Raw genomic sequence first — 21,912 nt, forward strand, 5'->3', positions numbered from 1 at the left:
CCGAGAGGAACACCATGCCCTTTGCCAACATCAAGGTCCCCGCTGACACCCTGACCGCCGAGTCGAAGAAGAAGCTGCAGGACGCCGTCACTGACGCCATCGTCGACGCCTACGGGGAGCGAGCACGCCCCACCACCCTCGTCATCCTCGACGAGGTCGCCGACGGCGGTTGGATGCTCGGCGGCACCATCCTCAACGAGGCGATGCTCGGCCGCGTCTGAGTCCGCTGACCACACGCAGACGAAGGGACCCGGAAGACCGGGTCCCTTCGTCACCAGTTTGAGAAGACGGCGTGACAATGTCCGGTAGCCGATCCCCTACCGGGGCGACCACGAGCGACCGAGGGGGCGTTCGGTAGCCCATCCGCAACCGGGCGCCGGTCCGCATCGGGCTTTGTCAGCCCACGGGACCGGTGATGCATCGTCGACCTGACCTAGGCTGCAGTCGTGGGGGAACGAACAGCGGGACACGTCCAACTGAAGTCGAGTGGTTGGCGTTTCGCTCGCGACCTCCTCATCATCGTGCTTGCAGCGCTCCTGGTGTCGTTCCTCGTGAAGACGTTCCTGGTCCGTTCGTTCTACATACCGTCAGGGTCGATGAAAAACACGTTGCAGATCAACGACCGGGTGATCGTCAACGAGCGCGCGGCACTGCACCGTGGCGACGTTGTCGTCTTCCGCGATCCTGGCGGGTGGCTCGAAGCCGGACAGTCCATCGAGGGCCAAACGACTCAGTCGCGGAGTGCACTGTCGAAGGCCCTCAGCACGGTTGGTCTCGGCGCCGACGGCGACGATCACCTCATCAAGCGCATCATCGGCCTGCCTGGCGATCACGTGCAGTGCTGCAACGCGCTCGGTCAAATGGAGGTCAACGGTGTCCCAATCTCGGAGCCGTACGTGCGGAAGCAAGCAGGCCAGGCCGCGTCCGGAACCCCGTTCGACGTGACGGTACCGACAGGGAAGCTGTGGGTGATGGGCGACAACCGATACGAGTCTGGAGACTCGCGCTATCACCAGGGCTTGCCATCGAAGGGGTTCGTGCCAGAAGACGATGTCGTCGGTCGCGCAGTCGTCATCACCTGGCCTGTGAAGCGGTGGGCTTGGCTCGACGACTACCCCTCTGTCTTCGCCGGCACCGACCCCAAAAAGCACTGACAGAGCGCTCTCCCAATGCCCGGTAGTGGATCAGCTACCGGGCGGAGCCAGGTTCATCTGGTGGTGAAATCCGCCGGATGCTGAGTGTGATCGCGAGGCAGACACCTACAGCGGCTGCGCCAACCGCACCAGTGATACCGAGCGGGCTTCCGAGCAGCAGCCCCGCTGTTCCCGTGCCCATGGCCGCGCCCGCAACCGCGGCAGCGACCACAGCGCCGTACGCGCCGGCGATGAGCGCTGGCGGAAGCAGGTCATCGAGCATCGATGACAGGACGATCGTGACCGGGCTCGAGAGCGCCCCGATGACGAACACTCCACCCGCTATCGCCGGGAGCGCGCCGAGGAGCATCGAGAGTGACAGGTAGCCGACCAAGATCAGAGACAACGCGACGACGAGATGCCGTCGTTCTGACCCCGGCAGGCGCATCGCACCGAATACCAGCGCTCCAACCGCTTCCCCGACTGCCAGGCACGCCAAGATCAAGCCGGCGCTGCTGCGAGCTCCCGATGCAACAGCCGCAGCCGGAACGACAGCGGTCAGTGCCCCTGTCCCCACGCTCACCAGGGCTCCGATGACCACGAGACGAAGCACCTTTGGGACTCCGGCCCGGGTCGCCGTGCTTGCAGGCCGCTTCGGCGTGGCGCCCGCGATCGTGCCGCGCGAAGCGGTGAACGAAAGGGTTGCACCTGCCGCGAGCACTGCGACCACCGACACGCTGTACGGACGAAGCGCCGATGCCATGGCCATCGCGGCGAGGACCGGACCGGCCGCTAATCCGGCCTGGAACGCAACCGAGAGCAGCGCGTAAGCGCTCGTCCTCACGGTTTGGGTGGTGAACCGTTGAGGAACCCAGGCGCGGAAGGCAGCCGTGATGGCTGGGAACGCAGCACCGGCACAGAAGAGCACTACCGCCTGCGATGCCGCCGCGCCTGTCATGGCTGCCGCACCCACAAGGAGCGCGCAGCAGGCGCATCCGCTGGCACCGAGTACCGCCCGAACGGGGAACCGCGCGAGGAGTGCACCTTGGGCTGGAACACCGAGCGCGTTACCGATCCCGAACGCTCCCGCGGCGACTGCGGCGGTCGCGAGTGACCCCGCTGGAGAAGCGAGGATCAGAACCAGAGGCACCATCCCGAGTGCGATCGCGGAGAGCATGACCGCGATCAGTCCGGTGACGAACGCCCGGTCGGTAACGACGATGCGGTACGAACCATTCACGACGGCTCCAAGAAAGGAGCCCACCCACCCGGGAGACACACTCCCTATCGAGCCGGCACCCCGCCGCCCATCGCCATCGTAGGCACCAGGTGGCCCACTTGTCGACGCCCGTTCAACCATCGTCTACCGGGACGTGATCACGACACAGAGCGAAGTCAGAAGGACGACACGGAGCGAAGCTCCTCACAGGCGTCCCCCAGCAGCGCTGTGGTGCAATTTGGTGCACTACCACCTGTCCGGGAACGGCTCCGACTGGCCCGACCCGTCGGCAACTTCCCCATGAATCCGGCGATCGGGGGCGCGCCCGTGAAGGCACGAACACGCAGCGATGGGTTCAAATCCCACCGGTACCGCCACAGGGTTGATTGCACGTCTGGTCTCCAGCGTTTGCAGGTGTGACCCGACAGAAGAGCCCCCGGCTTCGGCCGGGGGCTCTTCTGGTTCTCTGGAGCTGTTTGGTGCTCGATTCCACGGGTCGCTCACGTATTCGTGGCTGCTCGAGCGCTCGGTGCGCCGTCCGCAGCTCGCTTCCGGGCACGCTGAAGCACCCCGGATGCTCCTCGCCCGTTCTCGGGCATGACGGAGCGTCGGGGTGCTGCTGGTCTTGCATGGTTCTGCCGGTTCTGCCGGTGCGTGCCAGCTCATCACGCAGGTGCCGAGGCTAGCTCTGATGGTTCCCAGGGCACCAGGCTCCGCGGCGGCGGGTTCCGCACGTAGCGGGTCTCGCCGATGCGGTCCGGGGCACGCTCGAGGGAGTCGTCGGGCTGCTTCCGCGGCTGGGGTGAGCGGCCCGCGCCGGCTCGTCGTTCCGATTCGTGGCCGTCGTGTTCGAACTGGATGATGCGTCGCATGTTCGAGGCGACAGCGAAGAGCGCGAGGGCGAACTGTTGTGCGGCGATCCCGTGCATGGGTCGGCCCGATACGTGTCGAACCACACCTTGCTGCCGTAGCGCAGCTTCTGCCGCAGCGACCTTCTTGCTATCCGATACCGCTTGTACCTCGACGTAGTCGACGGAGACGGCTCCGAGAGCGAGCGCGGAGACGTACCGAGGTGCGACCACCTGCGACGCAAGCCATTGATCGTTGCAGTGACTTCGAAATCGTTCACGTACAAGGCCATCCCGTGTCTCCCCGCGTTCGATTCACCCTGGCGGTGTGTCCGCTCACGGGCCAACGCGAGCGCGTGTCGCCGCGTGGCGCGTTCTTGTTCGAGCAGCGGCAGCGTGCTGCGTGCCCGTGAGGTACGCCGGCTGTACCTCACCCTCGCGGGTGCTGCTCTCCGCCAGGCGCGGGCGTCCGCGCACAGGGGTCCTGACGAGAGGAAACGAACTCATGACCACGCAGCTCCAGGGGACGCATTGAAGGACCCACTGACGTTCTGCACCTGCGCGCAGGACGTCTGCTCCGGCGTGGACGACGTAGCTGACGGCACGGCCGGATCGTGTTGTTCGTGCCCCTTCCACGACGGCGAAGCGCCCTGTCCTGCCCGCGAGGAGATCCCTCGCTTCGTGTCGGAGGATGCGCCGGCTCGGCTGGATCCGTATGGCGATCGCGCTCGAGATACCGCTCACCGCGACCCTCCCGCAGATGGTGAGCGACCTAGTTCGTGCTGACGGACAGGTAGTCGGCGTACCACTCCAGATCGGCGACGGACGGCGAGAAGGGAAGTCCAGGGCGGACTCCGGCGAGCTCCCAGAACTGGGCGCTGTCGAACCAGTTGTCGATCTCCAGCATCGACTGCTGGTGGGGCGTGAGCGTCGTGGCGGTGAGCGGTCGGACTCGTGGAAGGAGTCGGTCGGAGATCCACTGACCGATCTCGGCTACGAGGAAGGGGCCGGGAGCGTCGGCGTGCAGCACCCTCTGAGTGCCGAGCGCCTCTGAGGAAGTGGACGCGAGTCTGCTTATGCCGCTCGCGAGATCCCGCACGTTGACCGCTGACACGCGTGCCCGCCATGACCGGGCCGTGCCCTGGCCGACGAATGAGCTCGCGAGGGTTGGTACGACCCAGCGGTCGCCTGCACCCCAGACGAGGTTCGGCCTGATGATGATCGCTCCTGCCCCGAGCAGTACCTCCTCGCCCTCCGCACGGCTGGCGCTGACGGCTGATGCGGGGTTCGTCGGAGGGGCGGCCGCACCGCGATGCGGCCCCCTCCCGGTGACCGACGCGGTCGAGACGGCGATCAGGCGTTCGACTCCGGCGGCCTGCGCTGCTCTCGCGACAGTTGCGGCGACCTCGACATTCGAACGACGGAGATCCTCCGGCGTCCCGGAGACCGCGGAGACGCAGTGGACGACGGCGGACGCGCCAGCCATCGCCCTGGTCGTCGATGCTGGGTCTCTGAGCTCCGAACGCCCCACTGTGCGGACGGTCGCCCCGCTGGCTTCGAGCGCGGCGACCACATGGCTGCCGATGTAGCCGGAGCCGCCGGTCACGGTGATGAAGGTTCCGGTCGGCGAGATCGGGTGAGCGCAACGGCTGTCGACTACGCTGGTCATCCGATGTCCCCCAGGTCCGAGCCGGTGCAAGAGCGTGCACTCCAGACACGCGCCGCTGTCGTTCGCGGCGCCGCCGTGGTGTTCGAGCGGCGTGGGTATGCCGGGGCGTCGCTCGATCTCATCGCGGACGAGGCCGGCGTCACGCGCGGCGCGATGTACTTCCACTTCCGTTCGAAGGACGAGATCGCGAACGCCGTGATCACCGAGCAGCACCGGATCGCCCGCGTCGACGCGGAGACCGCGATGGCCAAGGCGTCGTCCGCGGTCGAGGCGATGCTGCTCATGTCCGCCGGTCTCGCCCGCCAGCTCGTCAGCGACGGTGTGGTCAGCGCAGGGATCCGGCTGACGACCGACGGGTCCGCCGCGTCGCTGTCCAACGTGACGCCGTACCGCGACTGGATGGCCACCTTCGAGAACCTCGCCGGGCTCGCCGTCGAGCAGGGCGACTTCCGGCCGGACCTCGACGCTGCCCGGTTCGCCCGGTTCGTCATCCCGGCGTACACCGGGGTGCAGCTGGTCTCGGACACGCTGCACGATCGGCAGGACCTGTTCGAACGGGTGCGGGAGATGTGGGACATCCTGCTCCCGGGCGTCGTCGTGCCCGAGCGGCTCGACGCCTGCCTCGCACTGTTGGCGGTCATCCGGCCGTGACGTGGGTCGGCGTGACCCGCCGTGACGGTTCGGACCGCCCACGGAGCACCGCGCTCGTGCTCACCGCGCCGGACTGCTCGAAGGACACCCGCCACGTGTCGCCGTCGTCCGTCACCGTCACCGTGCACGGCTCGTCGAGCTCGACGACGGCGTCGTAGACGAGCTCCATCGTCGAGAGGTCTCCGGGGCCGCCCGCCGCCGACACCGCCTGTTGCGCGGCGCTGAGGAGCAGCATGCCCGGCACGTGGTCCAGCGGGTGGTCGAACCAGGCGGGCTCCCCGGTGTCAACGACGAGGAGGGAGACGCCTGCCCGGTCGGTCGGGGCGAGGAGGTCGAGCCCGCCACGACGGGACGGGCCGTCGACGCGTGGCGTGACGGGCGTCCGACCGTTCCGGGTCCGCTGGTAGGTGCGTCGATCGATGATCCGCGCGGCGGCGACGGCCTGACCGACCGCGCCGTCCCCGTCCTCGAACGTCGCTTCCAGGGTGAAGGCACTGACGCCGCGCGCGGACCGTCGGACGTCGACGACGCGCGCGTGGATCGAGATCGCCTCGCCGGTCTGCACCGTGCGGGCAGCGGTGCTCAGGCGCATCGACGGCATCAGGAACGCAGCATCGAGCGGCACGCCGAACGCGGTGTGGGCCAGGTAGATCGCGAGCTGCCGGACGATCTCTGCGACGAGCGCCGGATCGACCTGCCGGGTGCGCCCGAGCAGGCGGTGGTTCCGCGGCCACTGCGCGCCGGCGAGGAAGGTCTCCCGGCCGGTGGAGTAGGCCTCGGTCACGAGCACGTCGGACAGCCACCGCCGGTGTACGAGGTGACCAGGGACGAGCTGCGCGTGGGTCAGGGCGGGAGCAGGAGCAAGGGCAGGAGCTACGAGGGTGGCGGACACGTCGGGTCTCCTCCGGTCGGGTTCAGTTCGGTGAGCGGGACGAGCAACGGCGCTGCTCCGGGATGACCGGGGCAGCGCCGTTGCTGGGTGTGGTCAGCGCAGGAGCGCGGGGCTCACTGCACGACGGGCACGGGGGCGGTCGTCGCCGGCGCGGTGCTCCGGCGTCGGAGCGAGCCGCCGACGAGGACGAGCGCACCCACGCCCGCGAGCGCGGCGCCTGCCCAGAGCGGCGACGTGAAGCCGAGGCCGGCCGCGATGGTGACGCCGCCGAGCCACGCACCGATCGCGTTGCCCACGTTGAACGCCGCGATGTTCGCACCGGAGGCGACCGTCGGGGCGTCGCCCGCGTGTGCCATGGTGCGCAGCTGCAGGCCCGGTGCCGTCGAGAGCCCGACCGTGCCGAGCAGGAGCAGCAGCACGACCGTGGCGATCGGGTTCGCGGCGGTGAGCGCGAACACCACGAGGACGACCGCGAGGACGAGGAGGATCGAGATGAGTGCCGGGTTCAACGCGCGGTCGGCGAGCTTGCCGCCCACGAAGTTGCCGACGAAGGTCCCGGCGCCGAACAGGACGAGCAGCCAGGGCACGGCTCCGGTGCTGAAGCCCGTCACCTCGGTGAGGGTGAAGGCGATGTAGGTGAAGGCACCGACGACGGCGCCGAACGCGAAGACGCTGGCGATCGCTGACACCCAGACCTGGGGACGCCGGAACACCGAGAACTCGGCTCGGAGCGTCGAACCACTCGGCCCCGGGGTCACCGGGACGAGCAGCCGGATGCCGATGAGCGCGACGACGCCGATGACCGTGATCGCCCAGAAGGTCGAGCGCCAGCCCAGCTGCTGCCCGAGGAACGTCCCGAGCGGGACACCGAGCACGTTCGCGGCCGTCAGTCCGGCGAACATGAGGGAGATCGCCCCGGCCTTCTTGTCCTCGGCGACCATGTCGGCCGCGACCACCGCCCCGATGCCGAAGAAGGCCCCATGGCACAGCGCCGCGACGACACGTCCGATGAGCAGGACCGAGTAGTCGGGTGCGATGGCGGAGAGCAGGTTGCCGAGGACGAACAGGACCATGAGTCCGAGCAGGACCTTCCGGCGTTCGAGTCGGTAGACGAGGGCGGTGAGGGCGATGGCTCCCAGCGCCACGCCGAGCGCGTAGCCCGACACGAGGTAGCCGGCCACGGGCTCGGTGACGCCGGTGTCGGCAGCCACCTCGGGCAGGAGCCCGACGATGCCGAACTCCGTGAGGCCGATGCCGAACCCGCCGAGCGCGAGTGCGATCAGTCCTAGGGGCATGTTGAGGGTCCTTCCAATCAGGGTCGGATGTATTTAACAAGCCTTGCAGCCGGTTTTGTCAAGCGGTCGTGTCGAGGGAAGTCGCATTGCTGTCAGCCTGTTCAGGCGCAGGAAATGCCGTGTTTCCGGCCCGTAACGAGCGAGTGAACGATGACGACCGAGTTTGACAAACAATCCGGTCAGCCTGTTTTGTTCAACTGCACGTGAGGCACGCTCGCCTCGCGTCGACCAGGGGAGGCAGCACATGGGCATCGAGACGACATCGGAGACCGTCACCACCACCGCCGGAGCCGGCCCGCGCGCGGAGCACACCGCTCGCATCGTGGGGTTCTTCCCGGGCCTGGGGAGCCGGTCGGCGTTCCGCGAGCACGACCCCTTCACCATGACCAGCCCCGCGGTCCGGGACGTGCTCGACGAGGCCGGGTCCGCGTTGCACGACCCACGACCGGGCGACGGTGTGCGCTCGTCAGCCGAGCCACCGCGGGACCGTCTCCGTCGACAGGGATGGGTGGGTGCGGCGTTCCTCGCGCAGTCGATCGCCCTCCACCGGCAGCTCCAGGAGTCCGCGGCCGCGCAGGACACGGACCTGGAGTTCGCCGCCGTCACAGGGGAGAGCTTCGGGATCCTCGTCGCCGCGGTGGCAGCCGGCTCGCTCGGACTGCGCGACGGGGTGCGCATCGCCGAGGCGTTCACGCCGCTCATGCTCCTGGCGTCCGAGGTCGATGCCCCGCCCGCCGAGGCCGACGACGCGTTCCTGTCCGGCCTCCGCCGACACCTCCCCCGGTTCGCGCCCGGGACCCGCCCGGTCCGGGAGCCGGCGCACGTCATCGCCCTGACCGGGGATGCCGACCAGCTCGCGGACCTGCTCGACCACCTGGCCGCAGCGGTCCCGACCACCGACGTCGAGGTGCACAAGCGCTACTCCTGGCGCCAGGTCAACGTGTACGTCCGGGAGGGCTACACCGACCGCTTCCATCGGCTGCTCGAGGAGCACCCCTTCATCGAGGCGGAGCAGCGCAAGGAACCGACGACGTTCCTCGCCCACGCGAGCCGCATGCACGTCGTCCGGGACGCGCTGTCCTCCTGGATGACGGAGCAGGACATCCGCTTCCACGCCCCCCGGGTCCCCGTGGTCGCGAACCACCGGGACGGGATGCTCCGCACCGCCGAGGACGTCCGCGACGCCGTGCTCGCGATGACCGACCGGGTGATGGACTCGGAGGCCACGGTCGCCCGGATCCGGACGCTCGACGCCGACATGGTGCTCGAGATCGGTCCCGGCGGGAAGTCCCTCGACCTCCTCGCGCAGAACGCCGCCGAGACCCCCGCCGCGGCCTGGACCGGTGGCCCCGCCGAGGAACTCCTGGCCGCGATCACCCTGTCCGGACAGCTGCGCGCCACGGTCCGGCGTCTCTCCGAAGCCGGTGGGCGACCCGGCGCCGCGGAGTTCGACCTCCTTCGAACCCTCTTCCGCACCGCCGCCGGCTCAGACTTGCACGACCGCTGGATCCGCCGGGTCATCGGCTCCACGATGGACAGCGTCGCCGACCGTCCGCGGAACGACGGGCTGGCGGGCCTCCGGCGCTTCCTCGAGGTCTTCCGCGCCACCCACGCGCACCGCAACGACATCGACGTCGCCGCCGGTGAACTCGTGCTCCGCGCCCGGGTCAAGAAGCGCCTGACGGGGAACGCGGATCGGCTCGGGCACGCCCGGACCGAACTCGAGGTGCTCGACGCCGCCGGTGGGTCCTCGGTCCGCCACCTCGACGGCCCGTCGCACGCGGAGTCACTCGTGTTCCACTTCGAACGCCCGCTCGACACCGGGCCCGAGGACCTCACGCGTACCCTCCGGCGGCTCGTGCGCGCGCAACCGCTCGCGGAACGCGTCCACGCCGACCTGGTACGCGCGGTGGCGACGTCCGCTCCGGAGGTGGGCCGTGCCTCCCGGCCGTCCACCGGCCCCTGGAACACAGCAGCCCTCGCGCTCGTCGCGCACCGCGTCGCGCTCTTCGAACTGGTCCGCACCTTCCGTCCCGCGCTCCTCGCTCAGACCGACCACCACCTCGCGGGCAGCGACCGGCCGGGCTGGTTGATCGCGCTCGCCGTTTCGGGCGCTGTCCCGGCGGCCGACGTCGTCCCGCTCGTCGCACGCTCCCTCCGGGACCCGGAGGGCCGCGACCAGGACGCGCTCGCGGCGGACCTGGCCGTCCTCGCCGACCGACTCGTCGGCGCGACCACCCCGGTGCTCTCACCGGACGGCATCCCGCTGACGACACGGCGCGAACTCCTCGACGCGACCCGGGCCGTGATCGTCGACGGCGCGCTCGACGCACCCGAGCGTCGCATCCAGCTGAACGGCGTGTGCCTCGTCGTCTCGCTGGGGTCGACCCTCCCGTCCTGGCGGGTCCGCACCGTGCCGCACCGCGCCGACGTCGTCTCCGTGCGGAGTGCCGGCGAGCTCTGGCGACGGGGCGAGAACCCCGCGCTCGACGACGCCGAGGAGCGCGCCGCGCTGACCCGCTCCGCCGAGCACGAGCAGGTCCTCCGCTACGCACAGCACCGCAAGATCCTCAGCAGCACGGTGAACGCGTACATCGAGCCCGGCGAGACCGTCGTCGGCTTCGGTGCCGGTGGCAGCGAGTCCATGACGATGTTCATCGAACGCGACGACGCCCCGGGCCGCCGGGTCCGGAAGGTGCTGTCCGACGCGCTCAGCACCGTGAGCTGGGACCCCTCCGGCACCGGTGTGATGCTCCCGCCGTTCGCGAAGGCGCAGAAGCAGGCCGAGTACCTGCAGGCCCTGCCGCCGACGCTCAGCCGGGTGTTCCCGTCGGTCGGCGACGTCGTGGCGCGCGAGCTGCCCGTCCCCGCTCACCTGCGAACGGACACGGACGCGTTCCGCGAGGTGATCTACGAGATGACCTACGTCCCCGGTGAGGAGGTGAGCCGGTGGGTCGAACGGACCAGCCCGCCGGTCCAGGTCGTGGCCCGCGTGTACGAGGCGATCATCGGGGTGCTGCACCGTGACGTCCACTCGGTCGGGCGGGTGCCCGCACCTGGCGACACCGTCGAGGAGCAGTACCTCCGGAAGATCGAGGACCGCCTCGCGCTGTGCCGGCGGACCGCGCCGTCGACCTTCGGACCCGGGCTGCTCGACAGCGACCACATCGTCGTCGACGGCCAGCGGCTCCGGAACGTCGGTCCGCTGCTCGCCGCGCTGCGCGAGCGCCCGGACTGGCTCGCCGTGCTCGAACCCCGGGTCCACGCGCTGGTCATGGGCGACACGAACACCGAGAACGTCAAGCTCGCCGACACCGCACCACTCCGGCGCGCGCAGGCGCTCATCGAGGGCGGCGCCGACCAGGCGGCGATCGACCGGGCACTGGCGGAGATCACCCCGGAGACGATCGGCGTGATGTTCCTCGACCCCCGCGCGATCGGGTTCCGGAGCGACGGCGGCTCGACGCGGGACGACCCGATGTACGACAACAAGCCGTGGCACAACTCGATCGGCCGGTACGACGAGATGCACTACGAGCAGTTCGACCTCGAGGTCGCCACCGCTGCGGACGGCAGTCCGACCGTCGACGTCCGGTTCCACGAGGGGAACCCGTACGAGCGCGCCTACCGTGGCATGGCCGACTACTTCCCGCAGGTGATGGGTGCCGTCCACGGGTTCGACGAGCACGGCGACCCGACCATCCCCGACGACCCGTGGTGGCTCGTCCGGTTCGTGTTCACGATGGGCACCCACTTCACCGCCATGCCGCCGTTCCACTTCCTGCCCGAGATCGACGGCACGCTCATCGACTCGCCGCTGAGCCAGCGCCGGCCAGTCGCGATCTACGCGGAGGGGATCAAGTGGTTGAACGCGGCCGTGGAACTGCTCGAGAGGACGAGGACCGAGTTCCTCGGGGTGCCGATGCCGCCGGTGGCGGCCGCGTCGGACGCGGTCGCGTCGGCCGCGTCGGTCTCGCCTGCATCCGCGTCCGTGTCCGTGGACGAGGAGGGCGCGCGATGAACGCCACCGCCGGCCTGGAGCCACGAAACCGGTCCGCAACGCTCGGACCGCTCGGCATCGAGTCGCGTCTCATCGCCACCCCGTGGAGCAGGATCGTCCGCGGCATCGGCCTCGGCCAGCGTCCCCAGCAGTACGACCCGGCGGACGCGGCACGCATCCGCCGGACGTTCGACCTGCTGCGACAGCGGGTCCCCGCCGCGACCGACTACACGGCGTTCGCGCACCTGCTGTCCGACGTCGTGCTCCGCGCTTGCGACCCGAGCGACCCCGCCGACGACCGGACCCTCGCCGCGGGGTTCACCCGGGCACTCGAGGCCGGGCGGGCAGAGGAGAACGCCTACTACCGCTTGATGGCCGGCTGCATCACGATCGAGGCCGCGGCGAAGTGCGGGCTCTCCCGCCTCGTCGTCGGCCCGGACGCCCTCGTCCGCCCGACACCCGGGTACGCGGACGTCGCCGACGAGGTGCTCGCGATGGTGGACGACATCCGTCCCGACGGGATCGCCGACGAGAACGCCGGACGCCACGGCGACTACGAACGGTTGTCCGCGTCCTCCGCGGCCTTCCTCGCCTTCTGGCACCTCGGGCTCGGCGACCGACTCGTCACCGAGGACCGGGACCACATCGGGGAGGCGCTCACCCTGATCGCTGGTGTGCCGTCCCCGTTCTTCCGGGGTCGAGGCGGCTCGGTCCTGCTGTCGGCCGTCTCCGTGCTCGGTCACGCCGAGCGCGCGGCCCCGGTCGTGACCGAGGTCCTCGAGGTCCTCGACCGAGCCGACGAGATCGGCGTCGAACCCTCGTTCCCGAGCCCGATGTCACCCGCATTCCCGCGCATCTACCCTCTCGTCACGATGCTCAACAGCATCGCGGTGTCCGGGTGGGACCGCGGGGACGTCGACGCCCGGTTCGCCGAGGCGGTGGCCCTGTACGGTCGCCTCGGCACCGAGGAGCGCACGCACATGGGGCTCTACTTGCTGCTCGCCGCGCACGGAGCAGGCCGTACCGCCCTGGTTGCGCCGGACCTCGACGCCTTCATCGAGGACCTGCTCGGATCGCACCATCGCATCGATCCGGGAGCCGACTACTTCCTGTCCGGGATCTCCTACACGTACCTCGTGCAGACCGCGTTGATGACCGGGCGACGGGACCTCGTCACCGACGAGATGGTCGACCGGATGGTCCGAGCGTTCCGCTACCTCGAGAGCGATCCTGCCGGACGTGCCAACCGCCCCTACCCGTTCGCGTACGCGATGACGGCCCTGGCCGAGATCGGGCAGGTCGAGCGCTGCTTCACGGCCTCGGAGCACTACGGCGGGATCTCGGCTGTCGAATGGGTCGTGTCACGGATCTCACCTGATGGGCGAGACGAAGGCAACCGACTGTTCATGCTTGACCACGCGCTCATCAACTGGGCGCTCCGGCAACGCGGCCTCGGTGCGCCCGAGCCGCGGGCGCTGGGCGGGCGCTGGAGACTTCCGTGAATGTCTGCGCGCAACGCCGACGCTGGTCTTTCGATCGTTCGACCTCGCCGGCGAGCCCGTCGGCGAACCCCTGCACTCGCTGCACCCAGCCGGCCATGGCCCCGCGCGGCGTTGCTTCCTGGTCGAGCATCATCGAGGCGTAGACGATGTTCGGCAACGAGGCCGTGTCCGTCCCAGGGGAGAGTCAGCGAGGCGTCGATCAGGGACCCTCGCCGATGCCCATGCGCTCGGGGCTTGCTCCGAGTAGACAGATCAGCGCGGGGGAACTGCAGCGTGGTCAGGAACCTGGGACGCTTCGCGGGAGGACGACGAGGGAACCGCTGCCCCGTCGCTCGCGACACCTGCGCTCGGCAGGCGGTGAGGGGAACGAATGGCCAACTCGACCACACGCAGGGGACTCATCGCCGGCGGCGTGGGAATCGGCCTCGCCGGGATCCTCGCAGCGTGCAGCGGCGGGACACCAGCGCCGACGCCGTCCCCGACGCGGACCCCCGGGGAGAGCGGCTCGGCGACGCCGGGGAGCAGTGCACCTGTGACGGGTGCCGGCCCGGACAGCTGGGACGCCCTGGCCGCGGCGACCACCGGGGCGCTGCTCCGGCCCGGCGTCCGCGGCTGGGATGCGGCACGGGTGCTGGAGAACCCACGGTTCGACGACGCGGACCCTCGCGGGATCCTCCGTGTCGCGGACACCGACGACGTCGTCGCCGGGCTCGCCTTCGCGCGGAACACGCACACCCCGGTCGCGCTGCGGTCCGGCGGGCACTCGTACACCGGGTGGTCGGCCGGTGGCGCCGCAGGGACGGAGGTCCCACGCTCGCTCGTCATCAGCACCGCGGGGCTCGACGACGTCCGGGTGTCCGGTGAGTCGGTCACGATCGGCCCCGGCGCGCGACTCGCCGACGTCTACGCCACCCTCGACCGGGCCGGTCGGGCCATCGGGGCGGGGTCCTGTCCGACCGTGGGCATCGGCGGCCTGACCCTCGGCGGCGGTGTCGGCGTGCTGGTCCGCTCGTTCGGTCTGACCTCGGACCAGCTCACCGGGGCCACCATCGTCACGGCGGACGGGACCGTGCACGAGGTCTCCGCGACCCGTGAACCGGACCTGTTCTGGGCGTGCCGCGGTGGCGGTGGAGGCACGGCCGGCGTCGTCACGTCACTGACCTTCCGGACCCAGCCCGCGCCTCCCGTCCTGCTGTTCCGGATCACCTTCCCGTGGTCCGCCGCAGCTGCGGTCGTGCGCGCGTGGCAGGACTGGGCGCCGACGGCGGACCGGCGGTTGTGGTCGACGCTGAAGCTCCTGGGCGGTGCGCGGCACACCGGAGGGCCGTCGGTCGCGGTCTCCGGCGTGTGGACCGGGCCGGAGTCCGGAGCGGACGCCTCCGTCGACGGGTTCATCGCCGCGACCGGTGTGACCCCGACACAGCACACCGCGGACGAGACGACGTACGGCGAGGCGATGCGGCGGCTCGCCGGCAAGCCCGTGCGGGTGTCCGAGGCGGCGACGTCGTCGATCGGCACCGCCGCGCTCACCGCTGCGCAGATCGCGGTCCTGGTGCAGCAGGCCGAGCGAGCCGGATCGGTGGCCGGCATGGTCGAGGGCGGTGTCTCCCTCGACGCCCTCGGCGGTGCGGTGTCCGACATCGGACGGACCGACACCCCGTTCCCGTGGCGCTCCGCGCTGTGCACGGTGCAGTACACGGCGGTCTTCACCGACGGCACCGACTCGGCACCGTTCGACCGGTACGTGCGGGGCTTCCGGTCGGTGATGCGCCCCGCGTGGGGCGACGCCGCCTACGCGAACTACTGCGACGCGGCGATCACCGACCCGTCCGCGTACTTCGACGTGAACACCTCCCGCCTGCACCGCATCGCCGAACTGGCCGACCCGGACGGGGCGTTCGCGCAGCCGCACTGGGTCTGACAGGCACCACGTGCTCCACGTGCTCCACGAAGATCACTCACGAACGAGGGCTCCGTCGGGACACGCAGCCCCGTTCACCACCCCAGGACGGGGGTGCTGCACAGCTCCGGTGCTCGGCGCCGCCCGGAACCGCTCTACGGTGTGAGGACCCGAGTCGACGAGCCGGGCTGGTGCTCCTCGTCGTCACCCCTCCTGACCCGAACAGGCCTCCCTTGCGTCAACGCCCTCAGAGGCGCGCCGTCGTGCGCGTCCGCACCATCCTCGCCGGCTTCGCCGTGGCGGGTCTCGCCGGACTCGCGATCGTCGGCGCCGACGTCACCGCGGCCGGTGCCGCCGCCCCGGCCCAGACGACCTTCACCGATCAGACCTTCCGAGGTACCGATGCCGGGACCGGCTGGGTCCTCCCGTCGACGCCGGCAGCGGCGAACGGCAACAGCGCGTGCCTGACCGCCGCGCCGCGGGCCTCGTCGCCCATCCCCGGCTGCGGCGCGGTCCAGGCGGCCGGCGCCGGCGCGCTCCGGCTCACCTCGACGGCACAGGCGCAGATCGGCGCGGTCGGCGCGAAGCAGGCGGTCCCCACGGACAAGGGCCTCGACGCGTCGTTCACGACCTACCAGTACAACGGCAGCGGCGCGGACGGCATGGTCTTCTACCTGGCGGCGACCGACCCGTACAACCCCGCCGTCCCCACGCGGACCGGGTACACCGGCGGTTCGCTCGGTTACGCCGCGTACCCGGCAGGCGGGGCCGAGGGACTGCAGCACGCCTACCTCGGTGTCGGGTTCGACACCTACGGCGGCTTCGCGGGCAACTACACCGGCTGCGTCGGTGACCAGAGCCGCGGCGGCGCGAGCAACTCCGTGACCGTCCGCGGCGCGGGCAACGGGTACTCCGGCTACTGCGTGGCCTCCGTCACGCCCGCTGCCGGCTCGCTCCGCGGCTCCGTCTCCACCGACCGCAGCGTGGTCGCCGTGCCGGTCGAGGTCGTCGTCAACCCGACGACGTCGGCGCTGTCGGCGCGGAAGAACCCGAGCGTGTCGGTGCCGGCCGGGCAGTACGCCGTCATCTTCACGAGCCGTGGCGCCGGGCAGCAGGTCGTCACGGGCGCCCTGCCGAAGCTGGACCCGAACGGCAACGTCGCCGGTGTCGACCCGTCGTGGGTCGACCCGGCCACCGGCTACCCCTACAAGCTCACCTACGGCTTCACGGCCGGCACCGGTGGTGCGACCGACGTGCACGAGGTCACCGACCTCGTCGCGACGACCGCCGCCGGCGCGGTCCCGGTGCTCACGGCACGGACGGGAGGCGCGACCAGCGTCGCCCACGCTGGTTCCGGCACCGTGACGGTCACCCCGACGGTCTCCGCCGACGGCGGTTCCGAGACGCGCGCCGTCCGCACCACGACCACCTTCCCGGCCGGCGTCACGCCGTCGGCCGACGGCGCGTCCGGTGACGGCTGGACCTGCTCCGTCTCCGGCCAGGTCGCCTCGTGCGAGCAGGCCGCGGCCGCCCGCACGGCGGGCACCGACCTGCCGACGCTGACGATCCCGTTCACGGTGACGGGCGCCGCCCGCACCGCCACGGTCTCGACGATCGTCTCGTCCATCGACGCCGAGGCGGTCACGGTCACCGGCAGCGTCACGGTCGCCCCGCAGGCCGCGACGGTCGCGGTCGACGACACATCCGTCTCCGTCGGCGACGACGCGACGCTCCGTGCGACGGTCGCCTCGTCCGAGACCACCGGGGCCACCGTGCCGACCGGCACCGTCCGGTTCACCGCGACGACGACCGGAGCGGCGCTCTGCGACGCGACGCTCACCGCCGGTGTGGCGTCGTGCACGCTGACCGCACCGGGCGCTGGCACCACCGCGGTCACCGCGACGTACCTCGGCGACGCCGACCACGCGACCGCCCAGGGCACGGGCACGCTCCTCGTGTCGAAGCTCCCGACCGCCGTCACCGCGACGTCCCCGGACGCCGCGCAGCCCGTGGCCGCCGGTGCCCCGGTGACCCTCCGGGTCGGCGGGATCGTCCCGCGGAGCAGCGGCCCCGCTCCGACCGGCACGGTCGAGTTCCGTGAGGCCGGCCGGGTGCTCTGCACCGTCACGCTCCCGGACTCCAGCTGCGAGGTCGCGTCGCTCGCGTCCGGACGCCACCGCATCGTCGCCGTGTACTCCGGTGATTCCGCGTACGCCGCGTCGACCTCGGACGAGCTCGTCGTGACCGTGCAGGACGCGGTCGTCGTGACCGTCCCGAGCACGCCTGCCCCGACGCCCGCCCCGACGACCGCCGCGCCCGGCGCGACACCGTCGTCCTCGGCGGCTGCGCACGCTGCGGCTGATGTCCACGGTCTGGCCTTCACGGGCTCGACCATCGCGCTCTGGACCGGCACCGCACTCGCGGTCGCGCTGCTCCTCGCCGGCGTGGTGCTCCTCCTGGTCCGGCGGACCCGGCTCGGGCGGAACTGACCCCGAGCGCGACAGGGAAGGGCCCGCCGAGCGACGCTCGGCGGGCCCTTCTGCTGTTCGTGGGCAGTGGGTCTCGTCCGAGCACGACGGCGTCGACGTCGACGTCGACGTCGACGTCGACATCGACATCGACATCGTCGAGTCGATCGGTGGAAGCGAGGGCGCTCACCGATCGGCGCTCACGGCAGCGGACCTCCTGGTCCGGGCGCTCGACGCAGCGCTCAGCGCTCGGGGGTCGCCTCGTTGCGGAAGGGCGTCACCCGCCCGGTCCGGTGATCGTCGCGCAGGAGGGCGTACGCGACCGAGTCCCGAGCCTCGCCCTCGTCCACGGGCCAGGTCCGCCGGTAGTGCGCTTCCTTCACCCACCCGTTCCGCACGAGGACGCGACGCATCGCGACGTTGTCGTCCCGGGTCTGCGCTTCGATCCGGTCGACCTCCGGGAACGACGCGAAGACGTACGTCGCCAGCGCGCGCAGGAGCGGCGCGCCGTGACCCCGCCCCCGGGCGCGTTCCGCGAGGCGGACGTCGATCAGCGGTGCGTCGTCGTCGAGGTCGTCGAGCACCACCAGGCCCTCGGCGACCCCGTCGATCCCGACGCTGAGGAGCGCGTGGTCCGGGCCGGCGTAGGCGCCGTCGGCGATCCGCCGTTCGACCCACTCGCGGGTCGGCGTGGTCCTGACGTGGAACGGGAACCGGTTCGACGTCAGGAACGTGGTCAACCACTCCCGGTCCGTCTCCTGTGTGAGGTCCGTCGCGCGGAACGTTAACTCCATGCACCGACCGTACCGACGCCTCCGACGCCCCGGGGAGCAGGGCAGGCGATCCACGACGAGCGGCCCGTCCTCGACGCCTGACGGGCGAGCGTCGCCCCGCGCCGGCCGGTGGCGCAGGTCCCCCGGCGACCCGGCCCCGCTCCGCGATCAGCCGTGGTCCGGTGACGCGATCCGCCGCGCGGCCTCGACCACGAAGCGTCGGCGGGCGGCGCGTTCCTCCTGGTCGTCCGCCCCGGCACCGGTGATCATCGCCGCGAGCTGCGGAACGGTCTGCCACCAGGCGGCCAGCGCGATCAGCGCGAACACGAGGTGTCCCGCGTCGACGGACGGGTCGAGCACGCCGCGACGCTGGGCCTCGGCGAAGCGCGCGACCTTCTCCTGGTAGTGCTGCGTGCGGACCTCGGCACCGGCGGGCGGGCCGCTCTGCAGGCCCTCCCACTGCAGCAGCCGGCCGAGTTCCGGGTGCTCCGCGTGGTAGTCGAACGTCGCGCCCGCGAACTCGCCGATGTCGTCCAGTCCGGCGCCGGACAGACCCACCGCGGCGGCGAGTCGCTCGAGTTCGCCGGTGAGCACGAGGTCCCAGAGTGCTCGCTTGTCGCCGAAGTAGCTGTAGAGCCGCTCCTTGTTCACCCCGGCCCGAGCGGCGACGGCGGCGACGGTCGTCCCCTCGAACCCGTGCGCGGCGAACTCCGTGCGTGCGGCCTCGCGCAGCCGACGCTGTGTCCCCTCGACGTCCCATGCCACCGGACCAGGGTACCGACGCGGCGGTTGGCGATCGGCACGAGGAGGCGTATTCTCCAACCACACCGTTGGAGTTGGAGAAGGGGAACACCCATGCACGGACCAGACCACCTGCCGGAGGCACTCCAGCTGCCCGGACCCGGGACGATCGCCGTCGTCACCGGTGCGAACAGCGGCATCGGGCTCGAGACCGCGCGCCAGCTGCTCGAGCACGGGGTGACCGTGTGGATGGGCGCGCGCGACGCGGAGCGGGGGCGACGCGCCGCTGCCGAGCTCGGCGCCGGAGCGCGCGTGGTCCAGCTCGACGTGACGGACCCCGCGTCGGTGGCAGCCGCCGCGGCACACGTCGGAGCGGTGGACGTCCTGGTGAACAACGCCGGGGTCAACCCCGGTGGTGAGGACGTCACGGGGACGTCGCTCGACCAACTGCGGACGGCCTACGAGACGAACGTCTTCGGCCTCGTCGCCGTGACCCAGGCGTTCCTCCCTGCACTGCGCGAGTCCGCGCACCCGCGCATCGTGAACGTGTCGAGCGGTACCGGGTCCCTGGCGTGGACCGGTGGCCCGAACCCGCAGTTCGACCGGGAGCGCACGCGGGGCGGCGGCCTGGCCTACCGGAGCTCGAAGACCGCCGTCAACGCCGTCACCGTGCTCACCGCCCAGGCGGTCGGCGACGGCGTCAAGGTGAACGCGCTCGCGCCCGGCCTGCGTCGGACGAACCTCGTCGCGGGCATGGACGTGGGTGGTGCGCCGGCCGAGGCCGCCGCGGGCGCGCTCCGGCTCGCGTTCCTGCCGGACGACGGTCCGACGGGTGCGCTCTGGTCGTGGGACGGGAGTCGCGTGCCCTGGTGACCGCGGCAGCCGGCAGCCGGCAGCCGGACGGGAGGCGCGGTGCCGGGCCGACCCGCCCCTCCGGTCCGGCAGGTCCACGGGACGGGAGGCGCGGTGCCGGGCCGACCCGCACCTCCGGTCCGGCAGGTCCACAGGACGGGAGGCGCGGTGCCGGGCCGACCCGCGCCTCCCGTCCGGTGCGTGCGCACCCGGCGGTGGCCGACCCGCCCGGACCGCGCCTGCTCAGTCCGTGACCGGCGGCTCCGCCGCCGCCCGCGCCGCACGCACGATCCGCGGCAGCGCCGCGTACCGGCGCTCCTGGTACAGCCCGTGCAGGACGAACAGCACGAGCACGGCTGCGACCCCGACGCCGACCGACACCGGGACCGGTGCGAACCGGACCACGAGCGCCACGACCCCGGCACCGGCGACCATCGAGTTCACCGCGCCGATCGCCGACGACAGCGTCGAGAACACCCGCCGCCACGACGCCGTCCCGCCGATGTCGAGCATCTCGTTCGGGGCGTGCCCGCGCACCGGCATCGGGAAGTACCGCTCGGCGCCGGGCAGGAGCCGCCGGTGGTACCGACGGATCTGCTGCAGGGCGGCGAGGGCGGCGACGTCCTCGAGCGAGGTCTCGACGAGGCGGACGTACGTGAACACCCCGAGCAGGAACACGATCGGCAGCACCGCGGCGAGGAACACCACGGCGAAGGGCGTGTCGGCGAGGAACCCGAACGCGACGAGGCTGCTCGAGAGCGTCGTCAGGTAGATCGACGCCCTCGTGCCCGACTCCGACACGGTCGCGTTCCTCGCCGACTCGAGGACGAACTGCTCGTTGAGGAGCGCCGAGAAGAACGCGCTCGTGCGGTCCGGCAGGTGCGCGGCGGAGTGCCGGGCCTCCGGGTGCCCGGTGGCGTGCCGTGTCTCGGGGTGCTCGCCGGTGTGCCCGGTGGTGTGCCGGGTCCAGCGGTCCTCGCCGGGGCGCTCGCCGGTGTACCCGGTGTCCGGGTGCTCGGCGTCCTGCGGCTCGTCCATCGGTCTCCCGGTCAGGCGCCGTGGCGGACCGCGGCGAGCACCGCGGCGGCGACGGCGTCCGGCTGCGACACCGCGATCGCGTGCGATGCGCCCGCGAGCTCGGTGACGCCGACGAACCCGGCGCGCTCGGCCATCCAGCGGTGCGACGCGACCGGGATGTTCCGGTCGTCGTCGCCGAACACCGACCACGACGGCATACCTGGCGTTCGCGGCCGACCAGCCGCGTGTCTACGAAGCGATGTTCTCGATGCCGTCGGGCCTGGAGTTCGGCACCGGTGCCGGGGCCGGGCCGTTGCAGCGCGCGTTCGCCGCGATCGAGGCAGCGTTCCCCGGATCCGACGGGACGGCTGCCGAGGTCGCCTGGGCCGCGGTCCACGGGCTGGCGACCCTCGAGAACGGCGGGCGCCTCCCGGCCGTCCGGTCAGGCGCACGCCTGGCGTACCTGCACCGCGCCCTGACCACGGACTGACCCTGCCCCGTCAGTCCCCGCGGGGCCGGAACCACCGGATGAGCTCGCGGAGCGCCGGCAGGGACGCCACCTGGGCGCCGCCGTCGAGGTCGTCGAACGTGGTCCGGTAGCCGGGCGCCTGCTCGACGTCGGTGTCCTCGGCCGGGTAGCCCATCGTCCACTCGGGGAACTGCCGCTCCTCGACGACGTCCTCGAGCAGGACGGTCACCTTGGTGTGCCGGTCGTCGTGCTTGATGGTCTCCATCTTCGTGCGCACCGCCCGGTCCGGCCCCTCGAGCAGCTGCAGGAAGTACCCGTTCCGGAACAGCAGCACGCCGGTGATGTCGTTCTCGGCGTTCGCCCGTCGGCTCTGCTCGAGCAGGTGGGCCAGGTCGTCGTCACCGAGCGGACGCGTCGCGACGCTCGAGTAGATCAGGGACAGCATCGGGACTCCATCTCGACGGTCGGGTCGGGTCCCAGCAG

At 71.3% G+C, this 21,912-nt stretch carries 19 protein-coding genes; 9 read left to right on the forward strand and 10 right to left on the reverse strand.

Annotated features, from left to right (window positions below; all coding sequences use genetic code 11):
• Positions 1 to 14 precede the first annotated feature (14 nt).
• Both QOL16_RS01435 and lepB read left to right on the forward strand, forming a co-directional pair.
• Positions 15 to 221 (forward strand): tautomerase family protein, encoded by a 207-nt coding sequence (locus QOL16_RS01435; protein WP_071275925.1) that lies wholly within the window; start codon positions 15 to 17, stop codon positions 219 to 221.
• 225 nt (positions 222 to 446) lie between these two features.
• On the forward strand, positions 447 to 1,154 hold the full coding sequence (lepB, locus tag QOL16_RS01440; protein ID WP_071282859.1) for a signal peptidase I: 708 nt from the start codon (positions 447 to 449) through the stop codon (positions 1,152 to 1,154).
• A gap of 34 nt (positions 1,155 to 1,188) precedes the next feature.
• Here the strand turns inward: lepB and QOL16_RS01445 are convergent, their stop codons facing one another.
• The 3 genes from QOL16_RS01445 to QOL16_RS01455 all read right to left on the reverse strand — a co-directional run bounded on the left by QOL16_RS01445 (position 1,189) and on the right by QOL16_RS01455 (position 4,869).
• A complete protein-coding gene (locus QOL16_RS01445; protein WP_071282861.1) occupies positions 1,189 to 2,373 on the reverse strand; it encodes a hypothetical protein in 1,185 nt (394 codons plus the stop codon).
• 644 nt (positions 2,374 to 3,017) lie between these two features.
• Complete coding sequence (locus QOL16_RS01450; protein ID WP_071282863.1) at positions 3,018 to 3,281, reverse strand: hypothetical protein; 264 nt, start codon at positions 3,279 to 3,281, stop codon at positions 3,018 to 3,020.
• A gap of 691 nt (positions 3,282 to 3,972) precedes the next feature.
• Positions 3,973 to 4,869, reverse strand: a complete 897-nt coding sequence (locus QOL16_RS01455; protein WP_071282865.1) for an NAD(P)-dependent oxidoreductase — start codon at positions 4,867 to 4,869, stop codon at positions 3,973 to 3,975.
• Between the two features lie 3 nt (positions 4,870 to 4,872).
• On the opposite strand from QOL16_RS01455, the gene QOL16_RS01460 reads away from it, so the two are divergent.
• Positions 4,873 to 5,520, forward strand: coding sequence for a ScbR family autoregulator-binding transcription factor (locus QOL16_RS01460; RefSeq protein ID WP_071246606.1), 648 nt, complete (start codon positions 4,873 to 4,875; stop codon positions 5,518 to 5,520).
• Here the strand turns inward: QOL16_RS01460 and QOL16_RS01465 are convergent.
• Positions 5,507 to 6,412 (reverse strand): ScbA/BarX family gamma-butyrolactone biosynthesis protein, encoded by a 906-nt coding sequence (locus QOL16_RS01465; protein ID WP_083394921.1) that lies wholly within the window; start codon positions 6,410 to 6,412, stop codon positions 5,507 to 5,509. The two genes, QOL16_RS01460 and QOL16_RS01465, sit on opposite strands and share 14 nt — an antisense overlap.
• A 113-nt stretch (positions 6,413 to 6,525) precedes the next feature.
• Positions 6,526 to 7,707 (reverse strand): MFS transporter, encoded by a 1,182-nt coding sequence (locus QOL16_RS01470; RefSeq protein WP_065961147.1) that lies wholly within the window; start codon positions 7,705 to 7,707, stop codon positions 6,526 to 6,528.
• 244 nt (positions 7,708 to 7,951) lie between these two features.
• On the opposite strand from QOL16_RS01470, the gene QOL16_RS01475 reads away from it, so the two are divergent.
• The 4 genes from QOL16_RS01475 (at position 7,952) to QOL16_RS01490 (ending at position 17,598) form a co-directional block, all read left to right on the forward strand.
• Positions 7,952 to 11,728, forward strand: coding sequence for an ACP S-malonyltransferase (locus QOL16_RS01475; protein ID WP_071246603.1), 3,777 nt, complete (start codon positions 7,952 to 7,954; stop codon positions 11,726 to 11,728).
• On the forward strand, positions 11,725 to 13,209 hold the full coding sequence (locus QOL16_RS01480; RefSeq protein ID WP_217637611.1) for a hypothetical protein: 1,485 nt from the start codon (positions 11,725 to 11,727) through the stop codon (positions 13,207 to 13,209). Before QOL16_RS01475 ends, QOL16_RS01480 begins: the two co-directional genes overlap by 4 nt.
• 532 nt (positions 13,210 to 13,741) lie before the next feature.
• Complete coding sequence (locus QOL16_RS01485) at positions 13,742 to 15,130, forward strand: FAD-binding oxidoreductase (protein ID WP_175473047.1); 1,389 nt, start codon at positions 13,742 to 13,744, stop codon at positions 15,128 to 15,130.
• 242 nt (positions 15,131 to 15,372) lie between these two features.
• The gene (locus QOL16_RS01490; protein ID WP_071282871.1) at positions 15,373 to 17,598 is read left to right on the forward strand and encodes an Ig-like domain repeat protein; all 2,226 of its coding nucleotides are present in this window, start codon (positions 15,373 to 15,375) and stop codon (positions 17,596 to 17,598) included.
• Between the two features lie 221 nt (positions 17,599 to 17,819).
• On the opposite strand, the gene QOL16_RS01495 is transcribed toward QOL16_RS01490, so the two are convergent.
• Complete coding sequence (locus QOL16_RS01495; RefSeq protein WP_071282873.1) at positions 17,820 to 18,371, reverse strand: GNAT family N-acetyltransferase; 552 nt, start codon at positions 18,369 to 18,371, stop codon at positions 17,820 to 17,822.
• Between the two features lie 147 nt (positions 18,372 to 18,518).
• Complete coding sequence (locus QOL16_RS01500; RefSeq protein ID WP_071282875.1) at positions 18,519 to 19,115, reverse strand: TetR family transcriptional regulator; 597 nt, start codon at positions 19,113 to 19,115, stop codon at positions 18,519 to 18,521.
• Positions 19,116 to 19,205: 90 nt separating this feature from the next.
• On the opposite strand from QOL16_RS01500, the gene QOL16_RS01505 reads away from it, so the two are divergent.
• Positions 19,206 to 19,964, forward strand: a complete 759-nt coding sequence (locus QOL16_RS01505) for an SDR family NAD(P)-dependent oxidoreductase (protein ID WP_071282877.1) — start codon at positions 19,206 to 19,208, stop codon at positions 19,962 to 19,964.
• Positions 19,965 to 20,186: 222 nt separating this feature from the next.
• Here QOL16_RS01505 and QOL16_RS01510 read toward each other — a convergent pair whose 3' ends face one another.
• Together QOL16_RS01510 and QOL16_RS01515 are read right to left on the reverse strand one after the other, a co-directional pair.
• Positions 20,187 to 20,981 carry a hypothetical protein gene (locus QOL16_RS01510; protein ID WP_071282879.1) on the reverse strand — a complete coding sequence of 265 codons (795 nt, stop codon included), beginning with the start codon at positions 20,979 to 20,981 and terminating at the stop codon, positions 20,187 to 20,189.
• 11 nt (positions 20,982 to 20,992) lie between these two features.
• Positions 20,993 to 21,178, reverse strand: a complete 186-nt coding sequence (locus tag QOL16_RS01515; protein WP_071282881.1) for a hypothetical protein — start codon at positions 21,176 to 21,178, stop codon at positions 20,993 to 20,995.
• Positions 21,179 to 21,219: 41 nt separating this feature from the next.
• Between QOL16_RS01515 and QOL16_RS01520 the strand changes: the two genes are divergently transcribed.
• Positions 21,220 to 21,450: a hypothetical protein gene (locus QOL16_RS01520; protein ID WP_071282883.1), complete on the forward strand. Its 231-nt coding sequence runs from the start codon at positions 21,220 to 21,222 to the stop codon at positions 21,448 to 21,450.
• Between the two features lie 10 nt (positions 21,451 to 21,460).
• On the opposite strand, the gene QOL16_RS01525 is transcribed toward QOL16_RS01520, so the two are convergent.
• Positions 21,461 to 21,874: a BLUF domain-containing protein gene (locus QOL16_RS01525; RefSeq protein WP_071282886.1), complete on the reverse strand. Its 414-nt coding sequence runs from the start codon at positions 21,872 to 21,874 to the stop codon at positions 21,461 to 21,463.
• Between the last annotated feature and the right edge of the window lie 38 nt (positions 21,875 to 21,912).

Origin of the sequence: Curtobacterium sp. MCBA15_004 (assembly GCF_001865055.2) — a bacterium.
Lineage (GTDB): Bacteria > Actinomycetota > Actinomycetes > Actinomycetales > Microbacteriaceae > Curtobacterium.